Genomic DNA, 18,310 nt, shown 5'->3' with positions numbered 1-18,310 from the left:
GTGACTCAAACCCCAAAATTGATTTTCTTTGACATTGACGGTACGCTGCTGGACCGCCATAATCGAATTCCCGCTTCCGCAAAGCAAGCCGTTCTTGCATTAAAGGAAGCCGGACATGTAGTAGCTTTAGCCTCAGGACGATCTCCGTTTATGATGGAACAAGTCCGGCTTGAACTTGAGCTGGAGTCTTATGTTAGTTTTAATGGACAATATGTGATGCATCAAGGAGAGCTCATTCACAGTAATCCCATCCGTTCGGATGCTTTGGATCAATTGTCTGCATTCGCTGACTTGTCGGGACATCCACTCGTTTATCTTGATCATTCGCAGATGAGTTGCAGTCAGGAGTATCATCCACATGTAGACCTTTGTCTAACTTCACTTGGTGTTACGCATCCTGGGTATAGCAAGAGCTTTTGTACAGACAGACTCATCTATCAGACGATGTTATTCTGCTCCTCAGAAGAGGAAACGGTATACCACGAAAGGTTTCGTGAGCTCCACTTTGTACGCTGGCATCCGTTGTCCATGGACGTTCTGCCCGCTGGAGGCTCCAAAGCCGAAGGTGTTTCCCGACTCGCAGACCGAACGGGGTTTTCCCCTGAAAATGTGTATGCTTTTGGCGATAACTTCAATGATATCGAGATGTTCCGTTATGCAGGCTGCAGCATTGCCATGGGCAACTCCCCACAACCACTACAACAACTGGCGTCTCATGTTACAGCAAGTGCAGAGCAGGACGGGATTTGGCATGGTCTGAAATGGGCAGGCTTGTTGTAAAGATGGTACAGTACCCTCCTTTATGTAAAAAATACGAATGCTACAAAGACCTCTTCTATAAACATAGGGAGGTCTTTTCAATTTGTCTGTTAATCCCTTTCGTATTCCTTATATAATACATTGCATAGACAGTACGGAAAGCAAAAAAAGCCGCTAAAATAGCGACTTTCAATGGGCTTATATTTTCTTCATTATTTATTGAGAGTGCCGCCGAACACGTTAGTCTCTTTGAAGGAGCCGACGTGGTCTTTTATCGTTATCAGTTCTTAGCTATACTGCAGTCTATCCTTGTACCAAACGTCCGGAATCATCTTACGCTCCAGTTCCAACAATTCATGGATGATCTTGTCCGCGTCACTGATGGAATTCACGAGCGGGTCAGTGAGCATCGCCCTTCTCAGCTTCTCGTAGCTCTGTTCCAGAACAGCTTCGACCGTAAGCTCATGCGTATCCAGTACAAGTTCTTGCATACCTCTTATTCCGCGCGGCATCTCGCCTACATGGACTGGCTTCACCCCATCCATATCTACATCGCACAGTAACTCCAGGAACGAATCGGCATTCACATTGGTTACCGCGCCTTGATTGAGCGTATTGATGAAGAACTTCTTGCCCAAGTTCCCCACCATATTCTCAATGATGTCGGTCGCATGATCCGGGCCGAAGGTGCTCATGTAATCAGCAATCGGGATATTCCCCGCAAGAAAGTCATCCACCTGACGCCACATTTCGTCGTGACGCTGATATCTGTCCTCTGTCTCCCAGATCGATAATGGAGGAATGGTGTCCGCAGTTTTGCCAAGACCCTGCCAATACCGAACGTATTCCTTCGTATGCGCCGTGCAAGTGGGAATGATTCCGAAAATATCATAGAGTTCATAGGTAATCGCATCGTTAAAAAGAGCTTTTGCGCCGCGATCACCGCCGTTGTTCTCGTCACCTGCCATCTTGCGCATGGCTTCTGCGATTGTGGGCATTACATTTTTTCCTTCATACTCCGCTTTGAGCAGCCAAGTGAAATGATTGACACCAGCGATGCGAAAATCGAATTTCTGGTTGATCTCTTCGGTGAACTCGTCTGTCTTTTCGATAATTCCGGCGCGTACAGCGTAATAGGCTTTTTTATGCGGCATATGATGACTATCGCAGAGCGCAAACGATTTAAGCTTCGGTGCATAACGATGTAAAGCGATGCCATGAACGGTAGACGGGTTAATGTAATTGATCACCCACGCATCAGGACACAGCTCCTCAATGTCTTTGGCGCATTCCATAATAACTGGCAGTTCCCGCATTGCGCGAAAGATCCCGCCAGGACCAATCGTATCGCCGGAGCACATGCGAATGCCGTACTTTAAAGAAATCTGGCAGTCGATGCCCCGATATTTCACCGATTGCTCCGCAAAGCTGAGCACAACGAAGTCCGCTCCCGGAAGCACCTGTCTTCGGTCCACCGAGCCCTCAATCTTTAAGGATACGTTGTTCTCCCGGGCGACCCTCTCCGCCAGTGTTACCATTTTGGAGAGCCGTTCCTCGTCCGTATCCACCAAAGCCAGCGTTCCCTGATTCAAATATGTGGAGTGAACCATCTGCCAGATGGACTGACGACCGAAAAACAAGCTGCCCGCCCCAATAACGACTACCTTTGGATGCTGTGTGTTTGTAGCATTCATCATTAATCCCTCCTCGTAACGATATAAGTTCATTATAGGTGAGTGGGCTGGTATCGGAATGTTCGATAGTTTTCAATACATGTCATATCGTACGATAATTAACAAGGAGTAAAACCTTTGATATGATAGTAAAGTGGAGAGGATTGGGTTGGATTACATGCATGCAGGAACTGTAAATATGAGTATAATCGACGAACTTTCGGAGTATATCACAATTCGCATGAGCTCTTATTTGGAACAAACGCACGACAGCAATTGGATAGAGCACAAGTCTCATTCCGATTATGATCTGTGGTTCATTACAGCAGGCTCCATCCAGATTACCATCGATGGAATCGAACATATGGCGGACCCGGGTGACGTCGTGTTTTTTTATCCGGAGATGCCCTATATTGCTTCCACGACCAGAGAGCTGTGCCGATTCGTGTACATGCACTTTGATTTCAGCATCGCTGAGCAGAAGCGAATTCTCGGCGAGTTTCAACTTCCGGGCATTGTACCTGACAACCTGATTAGGGAGGAATCAAAACTGTTTACCTCGTCCTATCGAAGGTTCAAACAGGGTAGCGGCGCTTCCGGAAGTCCACTTTACTTGAAAGCCTCTCTGCTTCTCGTCATCGCCAAAATTTTGGAATTACACGGGCAAGGCTTATATCACGGTGAGTTTCTGAAAGACCGAAAACCGAGGAAGATCGAAGGAAGTCTGGAGGTTCTGCAGAACGTGTTCCCATACGTAGATGCGAATCTGCATCGTGCCATCCGAGTTAACGAGCTTGCAGACATTGCTGGCGTCTCTGAGAAATATTTTATTTCTTTGTTCAAAAAAATTCTGGGTATTACACCGGGGCAGTATATCAATCAAATCAAAATGAATCGAGCCAGAGACTATCTCTACGAGAAAAAATATACGATTCAGCAAATTGCCGGATTTCTGGGATATCCTGATCCCTTTACGTTCTCCAAAGCATTCAAAAAATTCTACAACGTGCCCCCTTCCAAATTTGAATAACATGCCGCAGACAAACAAAGAGGCAACCGGTCGATCCGGCTGCCTCCATACTTGATGAATCCTTGGTTGTTCAGGGTTTAGTTTACGTACAGGTCCCTTCAGCGTTCCTCATATTCAAAAGGAGCTTCAGTGGAATACATCTCATGGAAAAATCCTCGGTAAGGTATATCTTCTTCCAAACATTTAATGAGATACAACAGTGCTTCGTCAGCTTCCGGTTCTTCGCCAGCACGCTGCATTTCCTCAAATTGACCTAGAATATTCTCTAAAAGGTTGACTTGAATAAATAAAGGCAGCTTCTCCAACATCGAATCTTCGATCTTGGTCTCGGAAGTATATCCAGCGAGGGCAGTTTGGAAATAGTCATCCATGAACTGTCTGCGTTTGTCCACATCCGACTCAAATTGTATCCAGCCCATACCGTGCGTCCATAGATCAGCCAGATCATACATATACCAACCGAAGCATGAATTATCAAAATCATACACAGTGATCTGACCGGTATCAAAATCGATCGAGTAATTCCCATCGTTATAATCAAAATGGATCATGCCGAATGTCTCCTGGTTTGTATCCAAACCTTGTAAGGTATTCAGGAGCTCAACCATCTTCTCCTTCAGCAGAGGGAATGATTCAGGTACCAGGTTATCGATATATTCACCGCTGTAATTGTCAATCAAATGATGCCGGCGATGGACGGGAGTGTACCCTTTCGATAGCTGATGCATTCTGCCCAAAACTTTTCCGCTATTATAATAGTATTCGGTAAGTGGGACCCCTTCACGATACTGATAATGGTTCTCTACCAGCAACTTTCCCTTGGCCTTCACAAACATACAGACAAAGAATGTATGCCCATCATAAGTGATCTCTTCTAACAAATAGCCCTTTTTCGAGCTAACTACATTCGAGACACTTGCACCGTGCTCAAACAGATACCGGACATACTCCAGTTCGGCAATGTAATCTCCCCGCTTTCTGTCAGGCAAAAAAGATACCCGTAGAATTAGCGATTCACGCCCCTCTTGCTCGCAAGTGTAAACGACATTACGTCCACCCTCATGAGGCGGAATAAGCTGAATATTGTAACCCTCCAGATGAAACAGCTCGGGTACCAGCGTCAGTACATGTGTATTGCTGATGTTAACAGCTTCGTTAAAATTAATAATAATCTCCTCCAGTAAACATTGTTTGGACGGTTTCCCGCACTGCAATGTCCACAAAAGGAATCCCTGTAACGCAAATATCCTTCTGTGAACCTAAAGCATAATCACCTTGTTAGACATTTAAAAACGCTCCTTTTTGTTCAGATGGTTATATCTTATCCTAAAATTCCACATTTTACTAGCCGGATTTATAACTCAGCAGCCTCGTAATAGTACCGTATCAAAATGTCCTGATCGTAGTTACCGAACCCTTTCCCGAACAGCGTAAGTCCGCCTCGACCGGGCACCCCTTCTTCCGGTCTTAATCCAAACGTCCAGTAAGTGGATGAATCCAGTTCCAGATCATGGATACGCACATCCGAGATGCGCTGGCTATCCATAAACGTCCCTTCTCCGTTAATGCGCAGCACCTTCAGTACACCATACTGGTTGACGTCCAATTTCCACCATAGCGGTGTATGTTTTCCTTTCCGATCTCCAAAGTCCCCGGGGCTTGTCCATGTTCCCAGGTGTTTGCCATTAAGGGAAAAACGAATGTCGGAAGGCCAGTTTTCATTAACTTGGGGTGCTTCCGAACTGAGTTCGAGTGAAATTTCAATTTCCTGGAGATGCTGTTCTGTATTCAGATAATTGGGAATCTTATATTCCAGAAAACCTCTTGCCAACCAGAGAATACCTGCATTGACCCGATCCGGGTCCATGAAGCAGGCCGGGGTATCATATTGCCCAATCATCTGCGTTGTTGTTGCAATGCCACAGGTGGGCCAGGCTTCGTAATCTGTATACTGACCAACCGGAATAGAGACTTCATGATAAGGAGCATCAACTGGTTCAGGAGAGAGATTGATAGTCATAAATTCTTGCAGAATAAAGCAGTATTTGTACGTTCCACCGTTCTCACGCTTCATGCGGCTGCCTACGATGCCCGCCTTCTGCAATTTGCTCACATGTGTACTAACGATGGCTTTGCTCAGATACAGCTCTTTGGCAAGCGCATTGATATGCATCTCCCTGTTTTGCAATAATAAGCGAACGATATTTAAACGGGCCTCGCTGGCGAGCGCCTCATATATGATCAAGGATGAGGAATCCGTGCCAAGCATCATGAACTTCACTTCCCTATCTCTATAGAATTCGATATATTATTGATTTAGAATTCGTTATTTAGCAAACCCTGAGAAATAAACTTGCTCAATATAATAGCATTATGATACACATTAGATAACAAATCAATCAGTTGATTTTGCTTTTATGCGAACTCATCGTGAAATAAAGATTCTTACACACCTAAAATTAATTCTATGGAGGTTTTCATTTTGCTTACATCCAAGATGCTTATTGATAAAGATTTTCAGGTAGCCGAGGTCGATCCACGTTTGTATGGCTCCTTCGTTGAACATTTGGGACGTGCTGTCTATGGCGGTATTTACGACCCAGGTCATCCCACGGCGGATGAACAAGGTTTCCGTCAGGACGCCATCGAAGCCATCAAAGCGTTGAATGTGCCAATTATCCGGTATCCGGGCGGGAATTTCGTATCCGGTTACAATTGGGAAGATGGTGTGGGCCCGGTAGCAGAGCGGAAACGCAGACTTGAGCTGGCCTGGTGGACCATTGAAACCAATGCGGTTGGCACTAACGAATTCGCGGATTGGGCCAAGCTCGTTGGAACCGAGGTCATGATGGCGGTCAATCTCGGTACCCGAGGCATTGATGCGGCAAGAAATCTGGTGGAATACTGCAACCATCCTTCGGGCACCTATTGGAGTGATCTGCGGATTTCCCATGGGTATAAGGAGCCTCACAAATTCAAAACGTGGTGTCTTGGCAACGAAATGGATGGACCTTGGCAGATTGGCGCCATGACCGCGCACGAGTACGGCCGAATTGCGAATGAAACGGCGAAGGCGATGAAATGGGTTGATCCAAATATTGAGCTTGTGGCGTGCGGTAGCTCCAGCCGAGGCATGAGCACTTTTGCAGATTGGGAAGCGACGGTTCTCGACCTGTCGTATGAAAATGTGGATTATCTGTCCTTGCATGCTTACTACAACAATAATAAAGACAACACCTATAATTTCCTGGCTACATCGCTGGATCTGGACCAATTCATCGACAGCGTGGCATCAATCTGCGACTATGTGCAAGCCAAGAAACGCAGCAAAAAGAAATTGATGCTGTCACTGGACGAATGGAATGTCTGGAAGTCCATTGGCACAAGCCGGGCTGAAGAACGCTGGCAGATTGCACCGCCGGAATTCGAAGATGTATACACGCATGAAGATGCTCTGGCAGTGGGCTGTTACCTGATTACACTTCTCAAACATGCGGACCGCGTGAAGATGGCTTGCCTCGCACAGTTAATCAATGTCATAGCGCCAATCATGACCGAGAACAACGGAGCGATCTGGTTCCAGACGACCTATTTCCCGTTCATGCATGCATCCAACTTCGGTCGCGGTACTGTGCTTCAGTCTGTCGTATCTTCACCGAAGTATGATTCCAAGGACTATACGGACGTGCCTTACCTTGAAGCGATCAGCGTGCATGATGAAGAAAACGGTATGATCACCATCTTTGCGGTGAACAGACACCTGGACGAACAGATGGAGCTTAATGTGGATCTTCGTTCCTTCGGGGAAACTACATTTATTGAGCATATCGTACTGGAAAACGACGATCTGAAAGCCATCAATACCAAAGCGAACCCACATAACGTTGTTCCTCATTCCGGCGGGCATACAAAGGTTGATCAGGGTAAAGTGCAAGCTGTGCTGAACAAAGCGTCGTGGAACGTGATTCGCCTGAAAACCAAACAGCCTTGAGCTAATAGATATAATGAACTGCCTAAGTAAAGTTTGGTAACGCACGATTGTTAACCATGCACATTAAACAAAGACCTCTAGTCTTCTTACGAAGCTTGAGGTCTTTTGGTATTCCATTCACCCGAATTTAAATCAACCTAACCATTCAGGCCTCATGTTCTTCATTTCCTAAATACATCACCGTTTCTTCTCCCTCAAACAATCTAAGAATCTGCTTTCGTAATTTTGCTGGATATAAGGGTTGTTGGGTAATATCTTTAATTTCGAGCCATTCATATCCTACTTGGTCTTGGTTACCTTGCACAGCAGAATCCTCAAGTATACCTGCGTACTGGCATAAAAAAACCAAATCTACACGATGAAGAGCTTCACCGTATACCCCTTCAATCACAAATTTCAAGGATAACGGTTCTACATCGACTCCGATTTCTTCAGCTACTTCACGCTTAACAGCATCCGTCAGTGTTTCGCCTGCATTCTGGCTCCCACCAGGTAGGCTATAGAAAACATCACCATTATCATTGAGCTTAGTGGCAAGCATTTTCCCATCCTTTATAATTAATGCTTTTGCAGAATTTCTTATTTTTCGCTCCATTGTGAATCCCCCATTAAAAATAGTCTATATCGATTACGTTGCTCAGCTTCAGATCCATTCCGCTTAACATCACGCTTTTCGTGAAGAAAATTTTAACATATAGATCTTAACAAATTCTGAACATTCATATTTAACACCCTATCGTTGCTGGAGATGGGCGTCATTTTGGAGGAACAACTCTTCCACCAGAGATTTGAATTGCATGGTTATGGTAGACGGTACATAGCTCCATAGTTCAGCAGTTCGACTAAGCTCTAGGTAGAAGCAAGTGTGCAAAAGGTTTTTAGTTGGCATATTTCTATAAATTGAGCACCTTATATGTTCAAAAAAAATGAACGATATAATCAAAAACGTTTCGTTGAATTGATGGAAGGCGTATTGTAGAGTGAAATCAAGTTATTACTTTTTTTAAAGGAGAATCCACCAATGAACGATTATGAAACCTATTCGCTTGGAGATATATTACTTCAATCGGGTCAGCAACTCCCTCAAGCCTTTATTGCTTACAAGACCTACGGTACCTTAAATGCCGCAAAGGACAATGTTATTGTATATCCAACGTGGTTTGCTGGTCTTCACACAGATAATGAATGGTTAGTTGGAGAGGACAAGGCACTAGATCCCAATCGGTATTTTATCATTGTGCCTAATATGTTAGGGAACGGATTGTCGTCTTCTCCCAGCAATACTCCCGTCCCATTCGGTAAGGAGAACTTCCCTCTCATCTCCATGTATGACAATGTGCGTTTACAACATCAACTCATCACTCAAAAATTCGGTATTACCAAGATCAAACTCGCTGTAGGCTGGTCCCTAGGTGCTATGCAGGTTTTTCAATGGGGAACGAGTTATCCTGAGATGGTTGAACGTATTGCTCCTTTTGGCGGAGCGGCAAAGACCAGACCACATGCACAGCTGGTTTTCGAAGGAATGATCGCAGCGTTACAGGCAGATGCGAATTATAAAAATGGAAAGTATGAAGAACCACCGGTTATGGGTCTCGCAGCGATGGGAAGAGCCTATGCTCCATGGGGTTTTTCGCAGGCGTACTACTTGGAGAAATTGTATCAATCCGAGGGTTACGATTCCTTGAAATCTTATGTAGAAGATTACTGGGATCAGGTATTTCTGTCCTTTGATGCGAACGACTTGATTGCCATGTTGCGTACAGGAATCCACGGGGACATTAGCGATAACCCCGTGGATGGCCGCAACTTCGAACAGGCGTTACGTAAAATCACCTCTCCTGCACTCGTTATGCCGGGGTCAAGTGACTTATTTTTCACGCCAGAGGACAGTGCGTATGATGTTCAACATATGCTGAATGCTGTTTTTCAACCTATAGAATCCAAGTGGGGACACTGCTTTGGAATCGGAGCAAATGAACCGGATTCTATCGTTATAGATCGTCATCTAAAGCGATTTTTGGAGCAGGAATAGTTAACCAATCGTTAGGCATCCTTGTTATCTTTTACGCAATTATTTAGGTGTGTATCGATCCAGCAATAGCACGATGTTTACGGCAAAGGAACCCAGTCTGGCCCAGTTAAGGGCAAGGCTGGGTTCCTTACAACAAGAAAAGCTGCTAAAAAAGCGACTTCGCGTTTTGCCCCGGTAGACAGGCGCATCATAAGGCCTTGTTTTTAAATATCCCAACTTGTAGCCCTGAACTCCTTGATAAGACGGCCGGTTTCTGTGTGTGGATTAGGAAAAAATGCTGTCCAGTTCGTCCTGCGTCAGCCCCACACTGTCAATATCGGAAGGGGTAAATACAGGAGAACTCTGCGCAGAGCAATAGGCAACCAGTTCAGACAAATGCGCCAGTCCCCCGCTCTCCCGGGATGACGTAAGTTTCCAGTCTTGCTCCGTTGTTGTTATTGACTACATGCTCCCCACATATTTAAGATTGGCTTCGGTAACATGGGCTTTATGAATCTTGGACTTCATCAGTGTACGGAACAGTTAAATGACCCCCTTCAAATAATGAACCACCGTATTGATCACTCGGTCATGATCTTCATATATGAAATAATGCCCACCGGGAAACGTGATGTTATGACAGGGTGCATCAATCAGTTCATCCCATTCCTGTGGTTCAGCTTGAACACCCTTGTCTGATGCACCGTTCATAATGACCACAGGACTTCTGTATTTGCTTCTGCCTTTCTTGTGACTGTAGCTATCACACAGGCTCAGGTCTGCTCTCAGAATGGGTAGGTACATGTCCCGTATCTGTTCCCCATGTTCATGCTCATCCCATGGAGTCTGGCTGCCTGCGAGCAAAATGTCCCACAAGTCATCATCGGACATACCGGAAAAGCGCGGACTATCGCCAAAGTGGTGCGGGGGCTTCTGGCCCGCCAGAAATAGCATCACCGGTGGCTCCCCCTCTTGTTGTGCCAACATGGCAAGTTCATAGGCAAGCAGACTCCCCATGCTATGTCCCAGAATGGCATAAGGCTGATCAGAACGCTGTTGGCACAATTCCTTGTAAAGATCATCCAGGGCGGCCTGAAAATCCGAATACAACTCATCATTGAATCTTCGCCCCCTACCGGCAAGTTCCAAAGGTACCATTTGGATGTTGGTGGGCAGGTCTTGCTTCCAGTCGCCATACATCGTTGCCGAACCAGCGGCATGGGGAATACAGAATAACTGGATGCACGGTTTATGAACGGCTTGGATCATGTTCAGGTTCTCCCTCCATAAAATGGGATAGTTCTTCAATAGTCTGGTGCTGTGGTCGAGATAGTGATGAGTCAGATAAGACAGGGTAATTCGCAAACCCCCAATGGTCTGAACACCTGTGGAGATTGGATAGTGAGCGTGTCCTATTATTGATATGAAGTGATTGCGAGTGGTTTGTCGGGAGTGCCATCCATTCGGATCAAAGGATAATTCTGAACGACAAATAACGTATCGAACCCCTGGGTAGATTGATCCGTTCCTGCAAAATCCGTACCAATGGATAATGGCTGTTATGTTCACATTCCTGTAAGGTTAGCTGTACCAGCACCCAATTATGTATCCATTTGATATAATCGATCGTCTTTCTTTTGGGGAGTAGCTCGGCTTCAGTTCATTCGCCTTTTTCTTCCTTGAAATATAAAGAGTGTAGTGAGAATTATGGTATATTTGTTCAGATGATGAAAGTATAAAGGATATCTTAAGTCGAAATCTTAGGAAATTTGTCGTTGATTACATTTTAATTTTATTATGGAATTTACAGGATTTTACTGGAGTGTTTTTTAAAGCAGTTAAATGGTAATTTTAATCACACTTATAGCATAAAAAGAACGATATCGGAATTGCGCTTGTATTGAGAAAAAAGGGACCCAATCCATATCGGATGGGTCCCTGCTTTATCTGCTTACGGCTTGTCGGTTCCGTTAATCTTCTCGAAGTACGGGGCCAGCTTGGAAGCGAGCTGCTCAAACTGCTGCTTTTCTTCTTTGGTCAGCTTCTCCTCATGTTTGACTCCTTTTTCATCGGTGATCTTCAGCTTTAATTGCACCACCTGTTTGGTCAGTTCCATATACTTATTGAATTCGTCTTCGGTAAGCTTGCCTTTGGCTGCTTGAAGCATTCCCTCAATCTCTTGATAACTTTCCTGTGTACCGCCGTGCTGCTCAATGGTTGCAACAGAACCGAAAATATCATCGGCCAGGTAGGAAGCAGCAAATGCGGCAGACGGAATCAGGATTGCTACTGCGGCAATACCTGCGAGCATGCGTTTTTTCATGGGAGACCTACCTCTCTTTTCGTTAGTATAGTGTTGATAGGACTGTTGGACACGTTCATACATTTCGGGTGGGCAGTGCATCGAATCTGCCGCCTGGCGAAGCTCTTCACGCAATTCCTTTTCAATGGACATACACGTCTCCTCCCGTCATTTCAAAACGTTTCCGGAGTTCTTTCAGTGCCAGATGATGTCTGGATTTCACTGTACCGACGGGGATCTGTAGCAAGTCTGCAATTTCTTCCAGAGCATAGTCGTGAAAATAGCGCAAGATGATGACCACACGCAGTTTATACGACAACTGGCGGACAAGACTGAACAGTTCATGCTGCATTTCAGACCGCAGGACGGCCTTGTCCGTCCACTCGAACTGTTCGCAAGTCATCTGGCGGTTTCGTTCAAAGAGGCGAATGCGCCGCCAGGCCTTTCTTTTCCAGTCCTGAACCTGACGTACAGTGATCCCGTGCAACCAATACCTGACTGGCCGATTCGGGTCGTATGTATGAAACGACCGCCACATGCGCATGTAAACTTCATTTACAATATCGTCAATGTCCTGTTTGTTGAAGACGAGAAAAGCAACCGTCCGATAGACGTCTTGATGAGTCGCTTGATAGACAAGCTGAAAGGCTGACTCGTCGCCCAACGTTGCTTTTTCAAGCCATGGAAGTAACTCTTTATCATTCATGGGGGCCCCTCCCTAACGTGTTACAATTCTTAATTCGCTCTTGCCGGGAAAAAGGTTCAGTAAGAGAATATAATTTCTTTGATGATACTCGTCTTTCTATATCGACCGTACTTTATTCCAATTGGTTTTATCCAGATCCTCATACAAAAAAAGCCGCTAACTTAGCGACTTATAATGGGACTATATTCTTGTCTCTCGACAACTTAAAATTTGGTTCTCTTATCTCTATTATGAATGTGATGTCAATGGAATCAAGAAATGTCTTGTACTATCTTCACATAACGGACGTACAAACAATGTATCGTCACTCTCTGTGATGAACTCTTTATGAAGGTTCTTGTTATCATAATCTGGCGTGAAATGAAAATGAATGATTTCTGTACGATCTGAAACAATACTATTGAATATAATATTGAAATCAACTGGTTGTTTGCTAATGATATCAAAAATATGAAGATTGTTGTCTTCCTGCTCGAAAATAACAATGGTATCCACTTCTTCAATATAATAAATCGCCTCATTAAATACTAAGATAAAGTAAAACATTAATAGATGTTCATTATTCTTCACACCCATTAATGAAGATACAGGTATTCTCTGTGCTGCGAATTGCTCCATCATTCGGAAATCTTCCGTGTTATTTGTATTCAACCTGCGTAGAGCATGAGATGTTACTGGTTCCATTTCAAGATCCGATATTTTCAGCGAAAAACGACTTTCTTTTACTTTTTCAAACCCGAATCTAGGATAGAAGTCTAGAACCGATTCATTGGCAAATAAGTAGATAAAATCGTATTCTTCTTCATATTTCTCAACAATATGGTTCATTAGGGCTCCAGATAACCCTTGATTACGATAGTCAGGATGCGTCATGACTGTACCCACTTGAATGGCTCTATACTCTTTGCCGTTAGATACTATGGTCATCTTGTTTATGGAAGCATTGGCGATCACTTTATCTCCATCAACGTATGAATAACATATATAATTGTCGTTCCAACACCCTTTTTCATACCATTGTTTAAAATCAAGTTCAAATATCATTTTAGCCAATGCATTAAAACTTTCTTTATATGTATCAACTTTCTTGTAGTCACTTATCAATTGATAATTTCTCATATAAACCTCTCTTTTTCTTTAGTAATTACTTCAGCAAATTATATAAAGTAATTCTATTTATAGTTTATAAGAATACTACAGGTTTTTCTTCTTTCAATCAAATCATGCCATTCACCACTGCCCCCCCTTGTTGCTTATCCTTCATTTCGTTGATTACCATCCATCTATTCCATACCAAAAAGCCGCCAAAGTTGGCGGCTTTCATGTCGTATTACAGTATTATAAACTGGTTCTGATAATTACAGGGAATCACCGTTGCTCTCAATAACTTGTTTGTACCAGGCAAACGAATCTTTGCGGTATCTTTGCAGTGTTCCGTTACCGGCATTGTCCTGGTCTACGTAAATGAAGCCATAACGTTTACCCATTTCGGATGTGGAACAGCTAATAATGTCGATCGGTCCCCAGCTTGTGAAGCCCATCAAATCTACACCATCCGCTACAGCTTCCTTCATTTGCTCGATGTGCCGACGCAGATAGTCAATCCGATACGTGTCATGAATGGAGCCGTCTTCTTCCAGTTTGTCAGTAGCACCAAGGCCGTTCTCAACGATGAATAAAGGCATCCGGTAACGGTCGTATAAACGGTTCAGCGCAACACGAAGACCGATTGGATCAATTGGCCAGCCCCATTCAGTAACTTCCAAGTGAGGGTTTTTCACTTGACTAACCAGCATGCCGGAATTGCTGTTGTCGTTCGGGTCGTATTTTCCGATATAGGTCATGTAATAGCTGAATGCAATGAAATCGACCGTGTTGTCTTTAATGATCGCATCATCCTCAGGTTCCTTCACGAGTTCAATCCCGTTTTCCTCAAAATATCTATTCATGTAGGATGGGTATTCGCCTCGTGCCTGAACCTCTGGATAGAACAGATTCATCTGATCTTCCTTCAGCGTTTGCAGAACGTCCTCTGGTTTGCTTGATGCAGCGTAAGTTTCCAGACGGCAAATCATACATCCGATTTGGGCGTTTGGCATCTTCTCTTTACCGCTTTTTACAGCCAGTGCGCTCGCTACAAACTGGTGATGAGTCGCTTGGTAGGCAACTTGCTCTTTGCTGCCCTTGATTTTATCCTCAAGAATACCGCCACCCGTATACAGGCTTGTAAGGATCATGTTCATTTCATTAAACGTAATCCAGTATTTCACTTTGTCTTTATAACGATCAAACAGGGTGTTGGCGAATTTCAGATACAGGTCAATGAGTCTGCGGTCTTCCCAACCATTGTATTTCTGAGTTAAATGTACAGGCATTTCGTAATGGGAGATGGTAACCAATGGTTCGATGTTGTGTTTCAAGAGTTCATCCAGCACATTGTCATAGAACGCCAGACCCGCTTCATTGGGCACCTCTTCTTCCCCAGTAGGGAAAATGCGTGTCCATGCCATAGAGATCCGTAATACTTTGAATCCCATCTCGGCGAACAAGGCAATGTCTTCTTTATAACGATGATAGAAATCTACCCCGTTGCGTTTCGGGAAATACACATCTGTGTTTCCTCCCAGGAACTCTTCAAGCTCAACAGAATTGACGTCAAAGGTAAAATCCTTGCCATTGCGAAGTTCCTTGGGTACGAATGGAGCCATGTCCGAAGTGGACAGCCCTTTCCCGTCAGCATCAAATGCTCCCTCCAACTGGTTGGCTGCTGTAGCGCCTCCCCACAAAAAGTCTGCTGGGAATACTTGTTTAATGTCTTTTTTTGTCATGATAGTTGTGCTCCTTTTATATGATAGTTTGTGTTTAAAGTTAAAATCACTTCATATGATAAATGCGAAAAAACATTTAGCGAACGGTGAGAAGAAGCAATTCATTCATTGAAATCACCCCCTTCACATGTACTGGCACAACATCCAGATAATCCGGAGTATTCGTCACAATAACAGGCGAAACGATGTCCAGTCCTGCAGCTTTGATGCTCTCCAGATCGAATTCAACAAGTGGATCGCCTAGGCGGACTTCTTGTCCCGCTTCTACTTTGACATCAAAAAACTTTCCTTTAAGCGAGACGGTATTTAGTCCGACGTGGATGAGTATATCAATGCCATCTGTGGAATGAAGCATAATGGCATGTTTACTTTTGGCCACCATCGTGACTGTTCCGTCAAAAGGCGCGGTCACTTTGCCTTCCGTCGGTCTGATGGCAATCCCTTTACCTGTCAGCTCATCCGCAAATGTTTTGTCTGGAAGCTCTGCAAGTGGAACAAGTTCCCCGGTAAGTGGACTCTGCACTTCTCCCTTCTTCTCTTCGATGGAGTGAACCGTGACTGGCAATTCGTTTTCCTTCGGCGAGGACTCAGGTTTCACTTCGGAAGAATGAGCGTTTGGCGCAGCCGATGGGTCCGAATCATCCCATTTCAGCATCAAGGTTAAGACCAACGAAACGGTAAAGCTGATGGCGATCCCGATCAACGCATACCAGAAGTTGGACATCCCTCCATTCGGGTCAATATATAATGGCAGTGACAATATGCCAGGTATAGCAAAACCGAAACTTTTCAGACCAACAGCTGTAATGAATCCCCCACCTGCGGCCCCGCCAACAAGTGATGCGTAGAATGGTTTTTTCAACTTTAGACTTACCCCGTACAATGCAGGTTCCGTAATGCCCAGAAAAGCGGAAATTCCACTCGATAGAGCAAGCGACTTCATTTTTGGGTTTTTCGTTTTGAGGAACACGGCCAGCACAGCACCTACCTGTCCCATGTTTGTGACCAAATTAATAGGTAACAAAAGAACGTCATATCCAAGTTTGCTCAAATTTTGCAGCGTTCCCGGAAAGAAAGCATAGTGCATACCCGTCATGACAATGATTGGCATCAGCCCGCCAAGGATAATGCCCGTTAGAGGCCCGGAATGGGTGAAGAGCCAGGAGGTACCCATTTCCAAGTAAATTCCCATGTAAGTGCCGAGCGGCCCTATGGCAATCAGCAGAACCGGAACCGTTATCACTAGAACGATCATTGATGTGAAAATAACTTTAACCGGGCCTGGAACAACCTTGTCTACCCAGCGATACACGTAGCTAAGCAACCACACACCCAGGATAATCGGAATGACAGACTGCGTGTAATTCACGATCGACACAGGGAGCGAAAGGAAACGAATCGGTTCAAGGTGATTGGCATTGAAAGCATCCAGAATGGTCGGGTACATCAATGTACCTGCCAACGTCAGAGCAATATACTCATTCACCTTGAATTTGCGAGCGGACGATACGGCTAACAGGAAAGGCAAGAAATAAAAAGCAGCATTTCCGATGGAGGACAAGATCTGATACTCGCCACTGGTTTCGTGCAACAGCCCCAAGGTCACCAGCAGTGCCAGAATTCCTTTGAGCATACCGGTGCCCACAATAGCTGGCAGAATCGGTGTGAATATGCCCGAGATGGTATCCAAAACGGCGTTGATGCCTCTGGAACGTGGAGCCTGTTTGTTCTGCTCCGAAGAGATGCCTTGCTTCAGTTGTCCCTCCAGTTCCTCATATACCGCAGAGACGCTATTACCGATAACAACCTGGAATTGATCATTCTGAAACTGGGCACCGAGGACACCATCCAGTTTCTTGATCTGCTCCAATTGAACTTTTTTCTCATCCTTAACGTTGAAACGGAGCCTGGTGATGCAGTGCCAGGCCTGGGGGATGTTTTCTTCTCCTCCCGTTAATTGGATGATCTCCTTGGACAACTCCCTGTGGTTCATGCTGATTCCTCCTCTGTTTTGGACGAAAAAAAACCAAATGCTTAACCGGTCCGCCGCAGGTGCAGAGTCGGTAACATTTGGTGGTGCCTGATCGAATCAGTAACACTCCATATTCAATTCTTATTCAAACGCGATGTTCAGTCCGCATCGGAATGCGACGTCACTCTCTCGATGTGAATCATTAGGTAAACCATCTCATCCGGAGTAATGGTGAACTCATGCTGCCGTTCCATAAACTCCTTTATTTTTTGCGCACATTGGAAGCTGGAAGGATACCTTTCCGACAACACGTCATACAAAAAATGCTGATCATTGAACGAAAGTACCTCCCGGTTCATTTGGCGGACGATGAAGTAACGCAAATGGGTGATGAATCTGGAATAGTTCACAGATTCCTGATCCAGCGCGATGCCGAAATGGTGGGACATGATCTCCAGGCTATCATTGATTATCTTCGTAATTTTAATCGTTTGGTTCATGCTGCCTGAATCAATTTGCGAATTCACGAAGTGGAGTGCGATGGAACTTGCTTCACTATGGGACATCGCCACTTGAAAAGCTTCGTTTATCCGGTTCACGGCTTGTTCGCCTACACTATATTCCACAGGATACAGATGCCGAATGTCCCAGTGAAGGGGGTTCTGCACATCCATACCGATTTTATGGCGTTCCAGTGCAAAATGAATATGATCTGCAAGGGTTAACAGGATTGAATCGTTAAGCTTTTTCCCAATCCTCTCCTGACCTATTTCAATAATCTGATCGGTTATATCAATGACTTGCAGAGGAATGTCGTTGAAAAATTGCTCGATCCGCTGGTATTTGTCATTGGCTCCAATTCTGAACATTTTCTGGATCTGGTCGCGATCAAGGGATTGCCCTTTAGCTTTTTTGAAACCAATGCCAGTACCTATGACAATGACTTCGCAACCTTCGTCATCTTCAGCAAGGGCGATGTTGTTATTTAGTGACTTTTTGAATTTCATGCTGCCTTCACCCCCTATATGAAAAAAG

15 protein-coding genes and 1 pseudogene are annotated in these 18,310 nt (G+C 44.7%); 4 read left to right on the top strand and 12 right to left on the bottom strand.

Translation table 11 applies throughout. The features are described 5' to 3' along the window. Entirely contained in the window at nucleotides 1-780 is a 780-nt protein-coding gene (locus ACR32F_RS15545; protein WP_440119573.1) for a Cof-type HAD-IIB family hydrolase, read from the top strand. Between the two features lie 266 nt (nucleotides 781-1,046). On the opposite strand, the gene ACR32F_RS15540 is transcribed toward ACR32F_RS15545, so the two are convergent. Continuing rightward, nucleotides 1,047-2,453, bottom strand: a complete 1,407-nt coding sequence (locus ACR32F_RS15540) for a family 4 glycosyl hydrolase (RefSeq protein WP_440119886.1) — start codon at nucleotides 2,451-2,453, stop codon at nucleotides 1,047-1,049. Nucleotides 2,454-2,610: 157 nt separating this feature from the next. Here ACR32F_RS15540 and ACR32F_RS15535 point away from each other — a divergent pair, with 157 nt between their 5' ends. Further along, a complete protein-coding gene (locus ACR32F_RS15535) occupies nucleotides 2,611-3,462 on the top strand; it encodes an AraC family transcriptional regulator (RefSeq protein ID WP_440119885.1) in 852 nt (283 codons plus the stop codon). Nucleotides 3,463-3,560: 98 nt separating this feature from the next. Here ACR32F_RS15535 and ACR32F_RS15530 read toward each other — a convergent pair whose 3' ends face one another. Both ACR32F_RS15530 and ACR32F_RS15525 read right to left on the bottom strand, forming a co-directional pair. Beyond that, a complete protein-coding gene (locus ACR32F_RS15530; RefSeq protein WP_440119572.1) occupies nucleotides 3,561-4,685 on the bottom strand; it encodes a phosphotransferase enzyme family protein in 1,125 nt (374 codons plus the stop codon). A 131-nt stretch (nucleotides 4,686-4,816) separates the two neighbouring features. Further along, the gene (locus ACR32F_RS15525; RefSeq protein WP_440119571.1) at nucleotides 4,817-5,734 is read right to left on the bottom strand and encodes an ArsR/SmtB family transcription factor; all 918 of its coding nucleotides are present in this window, start codon (nucleotides 5,732-5,734) and stop codon (nucleotides 4,817-4,819) included. Nucleotides 5,735-5,959: 225 nt separating this feature from the next. Between ACR32F_RS15525 and arfA the strand changes: the two genes are divergently transcribed. After that, nucleotides 5,960-7,453: an arabinosylfuranosidase ArfA gene (arfA, locus tag ACR32F_RS15520; RefSeq protein ID WP_440119884.1), complete on the top strand. Its 1,494-nt coding sequence runs from the start codon at nucleotides 5,960-5,962 to the stop codon at nucleotides 7,451-7,453. A 145-nt stretch (nucleotides 7,454-7,598) separates the two neighbouring features. Here the strand turns inward: arfA and ACR32F_RS15515 are convergent, their stop codons facing one another. Next, nucleotides 7,599-8,048: an NUDIX domain-containing protein gene (locus ACR32F_RS15515; RefSeq protein WP_440119570.1), complete on the bottom strand. Its 450-nt coding sequence runs from the start codon at nucleotides 8,046-8,048 to the stop codon at nucleotides 7,599-7,601. 426 nt (nucleotides 8,049-8,474) lie between these two features. Between ACR32F_RS15515 and ACR32F_RS15510 the strand changes: the two genes are divergently transcribed. Beyond that, nucleotides 8,475-9,488 carry an alpha/beta fold hydrolase gene (locus tag ACR32F_RS15510; protein WP_440119569.1) on the top strand — a complete coding sequence of 338 codons (1,014 nt, stop codon included), beginning with the start codon at nucleotides 8,475-8,477 and terminating at the stop codon, nucleotides 9,486-9,488. 379 nt (nucleotides 9,489-9,867) lie between these two features. On the opposite strand, the pseudogene ACR32F_RS15505 reads toward ACR32F_RS15510, so the two are convergent. The 8 genes and pseudogenes from ACR32F_RS15505 to licT form a co-directional block, all read right to left on the bottom strand. Next, nucleotides 9,868-10,010, bottom strand: a pseudogene (locus tag ACR32F_RS15505) (aspartate 1-decarboxylase); the annotation flags it as partial. Next, complete coding sequence (locus ACR32F_RS15500) at nucleotides 10,011-10,736, bottom strand: thioesterase II family protein (RefSeq protein ID WP_440119568.1); 726 nt, start codon at nucleotides 10,734-10,736, stop codon at nucleotides 10,011-10,013. 682 nt (nucleotides 10,737-11,418) lie between these two features. Further along, the gene (locus ACR32F_RS15495) at nucleotides 11,419-11,922 is read right to left on the bottom strand and encodes a DUF3600 domain-containing protein (RefSeq protein ID WP_440119567.1); all 504 of its coding nucleotides are present in this window, start codon (nucleotides 11,920-11,922) and stop codon (nucleotides 11,419-11,421) included. Further along, nucleotides 11,912-12,475, bottom strand: coding sequence for a sigma-70 family RNA polymerase sigma factor (locus ACR32F_RS15490; protein WP_440119566.1), 564 nt, complete (start codon nucleotides 12,473-12,475; stop codon nucleotides 11,912-11,914). Before ACR32F_RS15490 ends, ACR32F_RS15495 begins: the two co-directional genes overlap by 11 nt. Nucleotides 12,476-12,703: 228 nt before the next feature. Further along, nucleotides 12,704-13,594 carry a GNAT family N-acetyltransferase gene (locus ACR32F_RS15485; protein WP_440119564.1) on the bottom strand — a complete coding sequence of 297 codons (891 nt, stop codon included), beginning with the start codon at nucleotides 13,592-13,594 and terminating at the stop codon, nucleotides 12,704-12,706. A gap of 239 nt (nucleotides 13,595-13,833) precedes the next feature. Further along, on the bottom strand, nucleotides 13,834-15,303 hold the full coding sequence (locus ACR32F_RS15480) for a glycoside hydrolase family 1 protein (RefSeq protein WP_440119563.1): 1,470 nt from the start codon (nucleotides 15,301-15,303) through the stop codon (nucleotides 13,834-13,836). Between the two features lie 76 nt (nucleotides 15,304-15,379). Beyond that, on the bottom strand, nucleotides 15,380-17,296 hold the full coding sequence (locus tag ACR32F_RS15475) for a beta-glucoside-specific PTS transporter subunit IIABC (RefSeq protein WP_440119562.1): 1,917 nt from the start codon (nucleotides 17,294-17,296) through the stop codon (nucleotides 15,380-15,382). A 137-nt stretch (nucleotides 17,297-17,433) separates the two neighbouring features. Then, nucleotides 17,434-18,282 (bottom strand): BglG family transcription antiterminator LicT, encoded by an 849-nt coding sequence (gene licT, locus ACR32F_RS15470; RefSeq protein WP_440119560.1) that lies wholly within the window; start codon nucleotides 18,280-18,282, stop codon nucleotides 17,434-17,436. Nucleotides 18,283-18,310 lie beyond the last annotated feature (28 nt).

This window comes from Paenibacillus hebaui, assembly GCF_051934385.1.
Classification (GTDB): Bacteria; Bacillota; Bacilli; order Paenibacillales; family Paenibacillaceae; genus Paenibacillus.
Note: the sequence above shows the minus strand (reverse complement) of the source record. Positions and strands in the feature narration are given on the sequence as shown.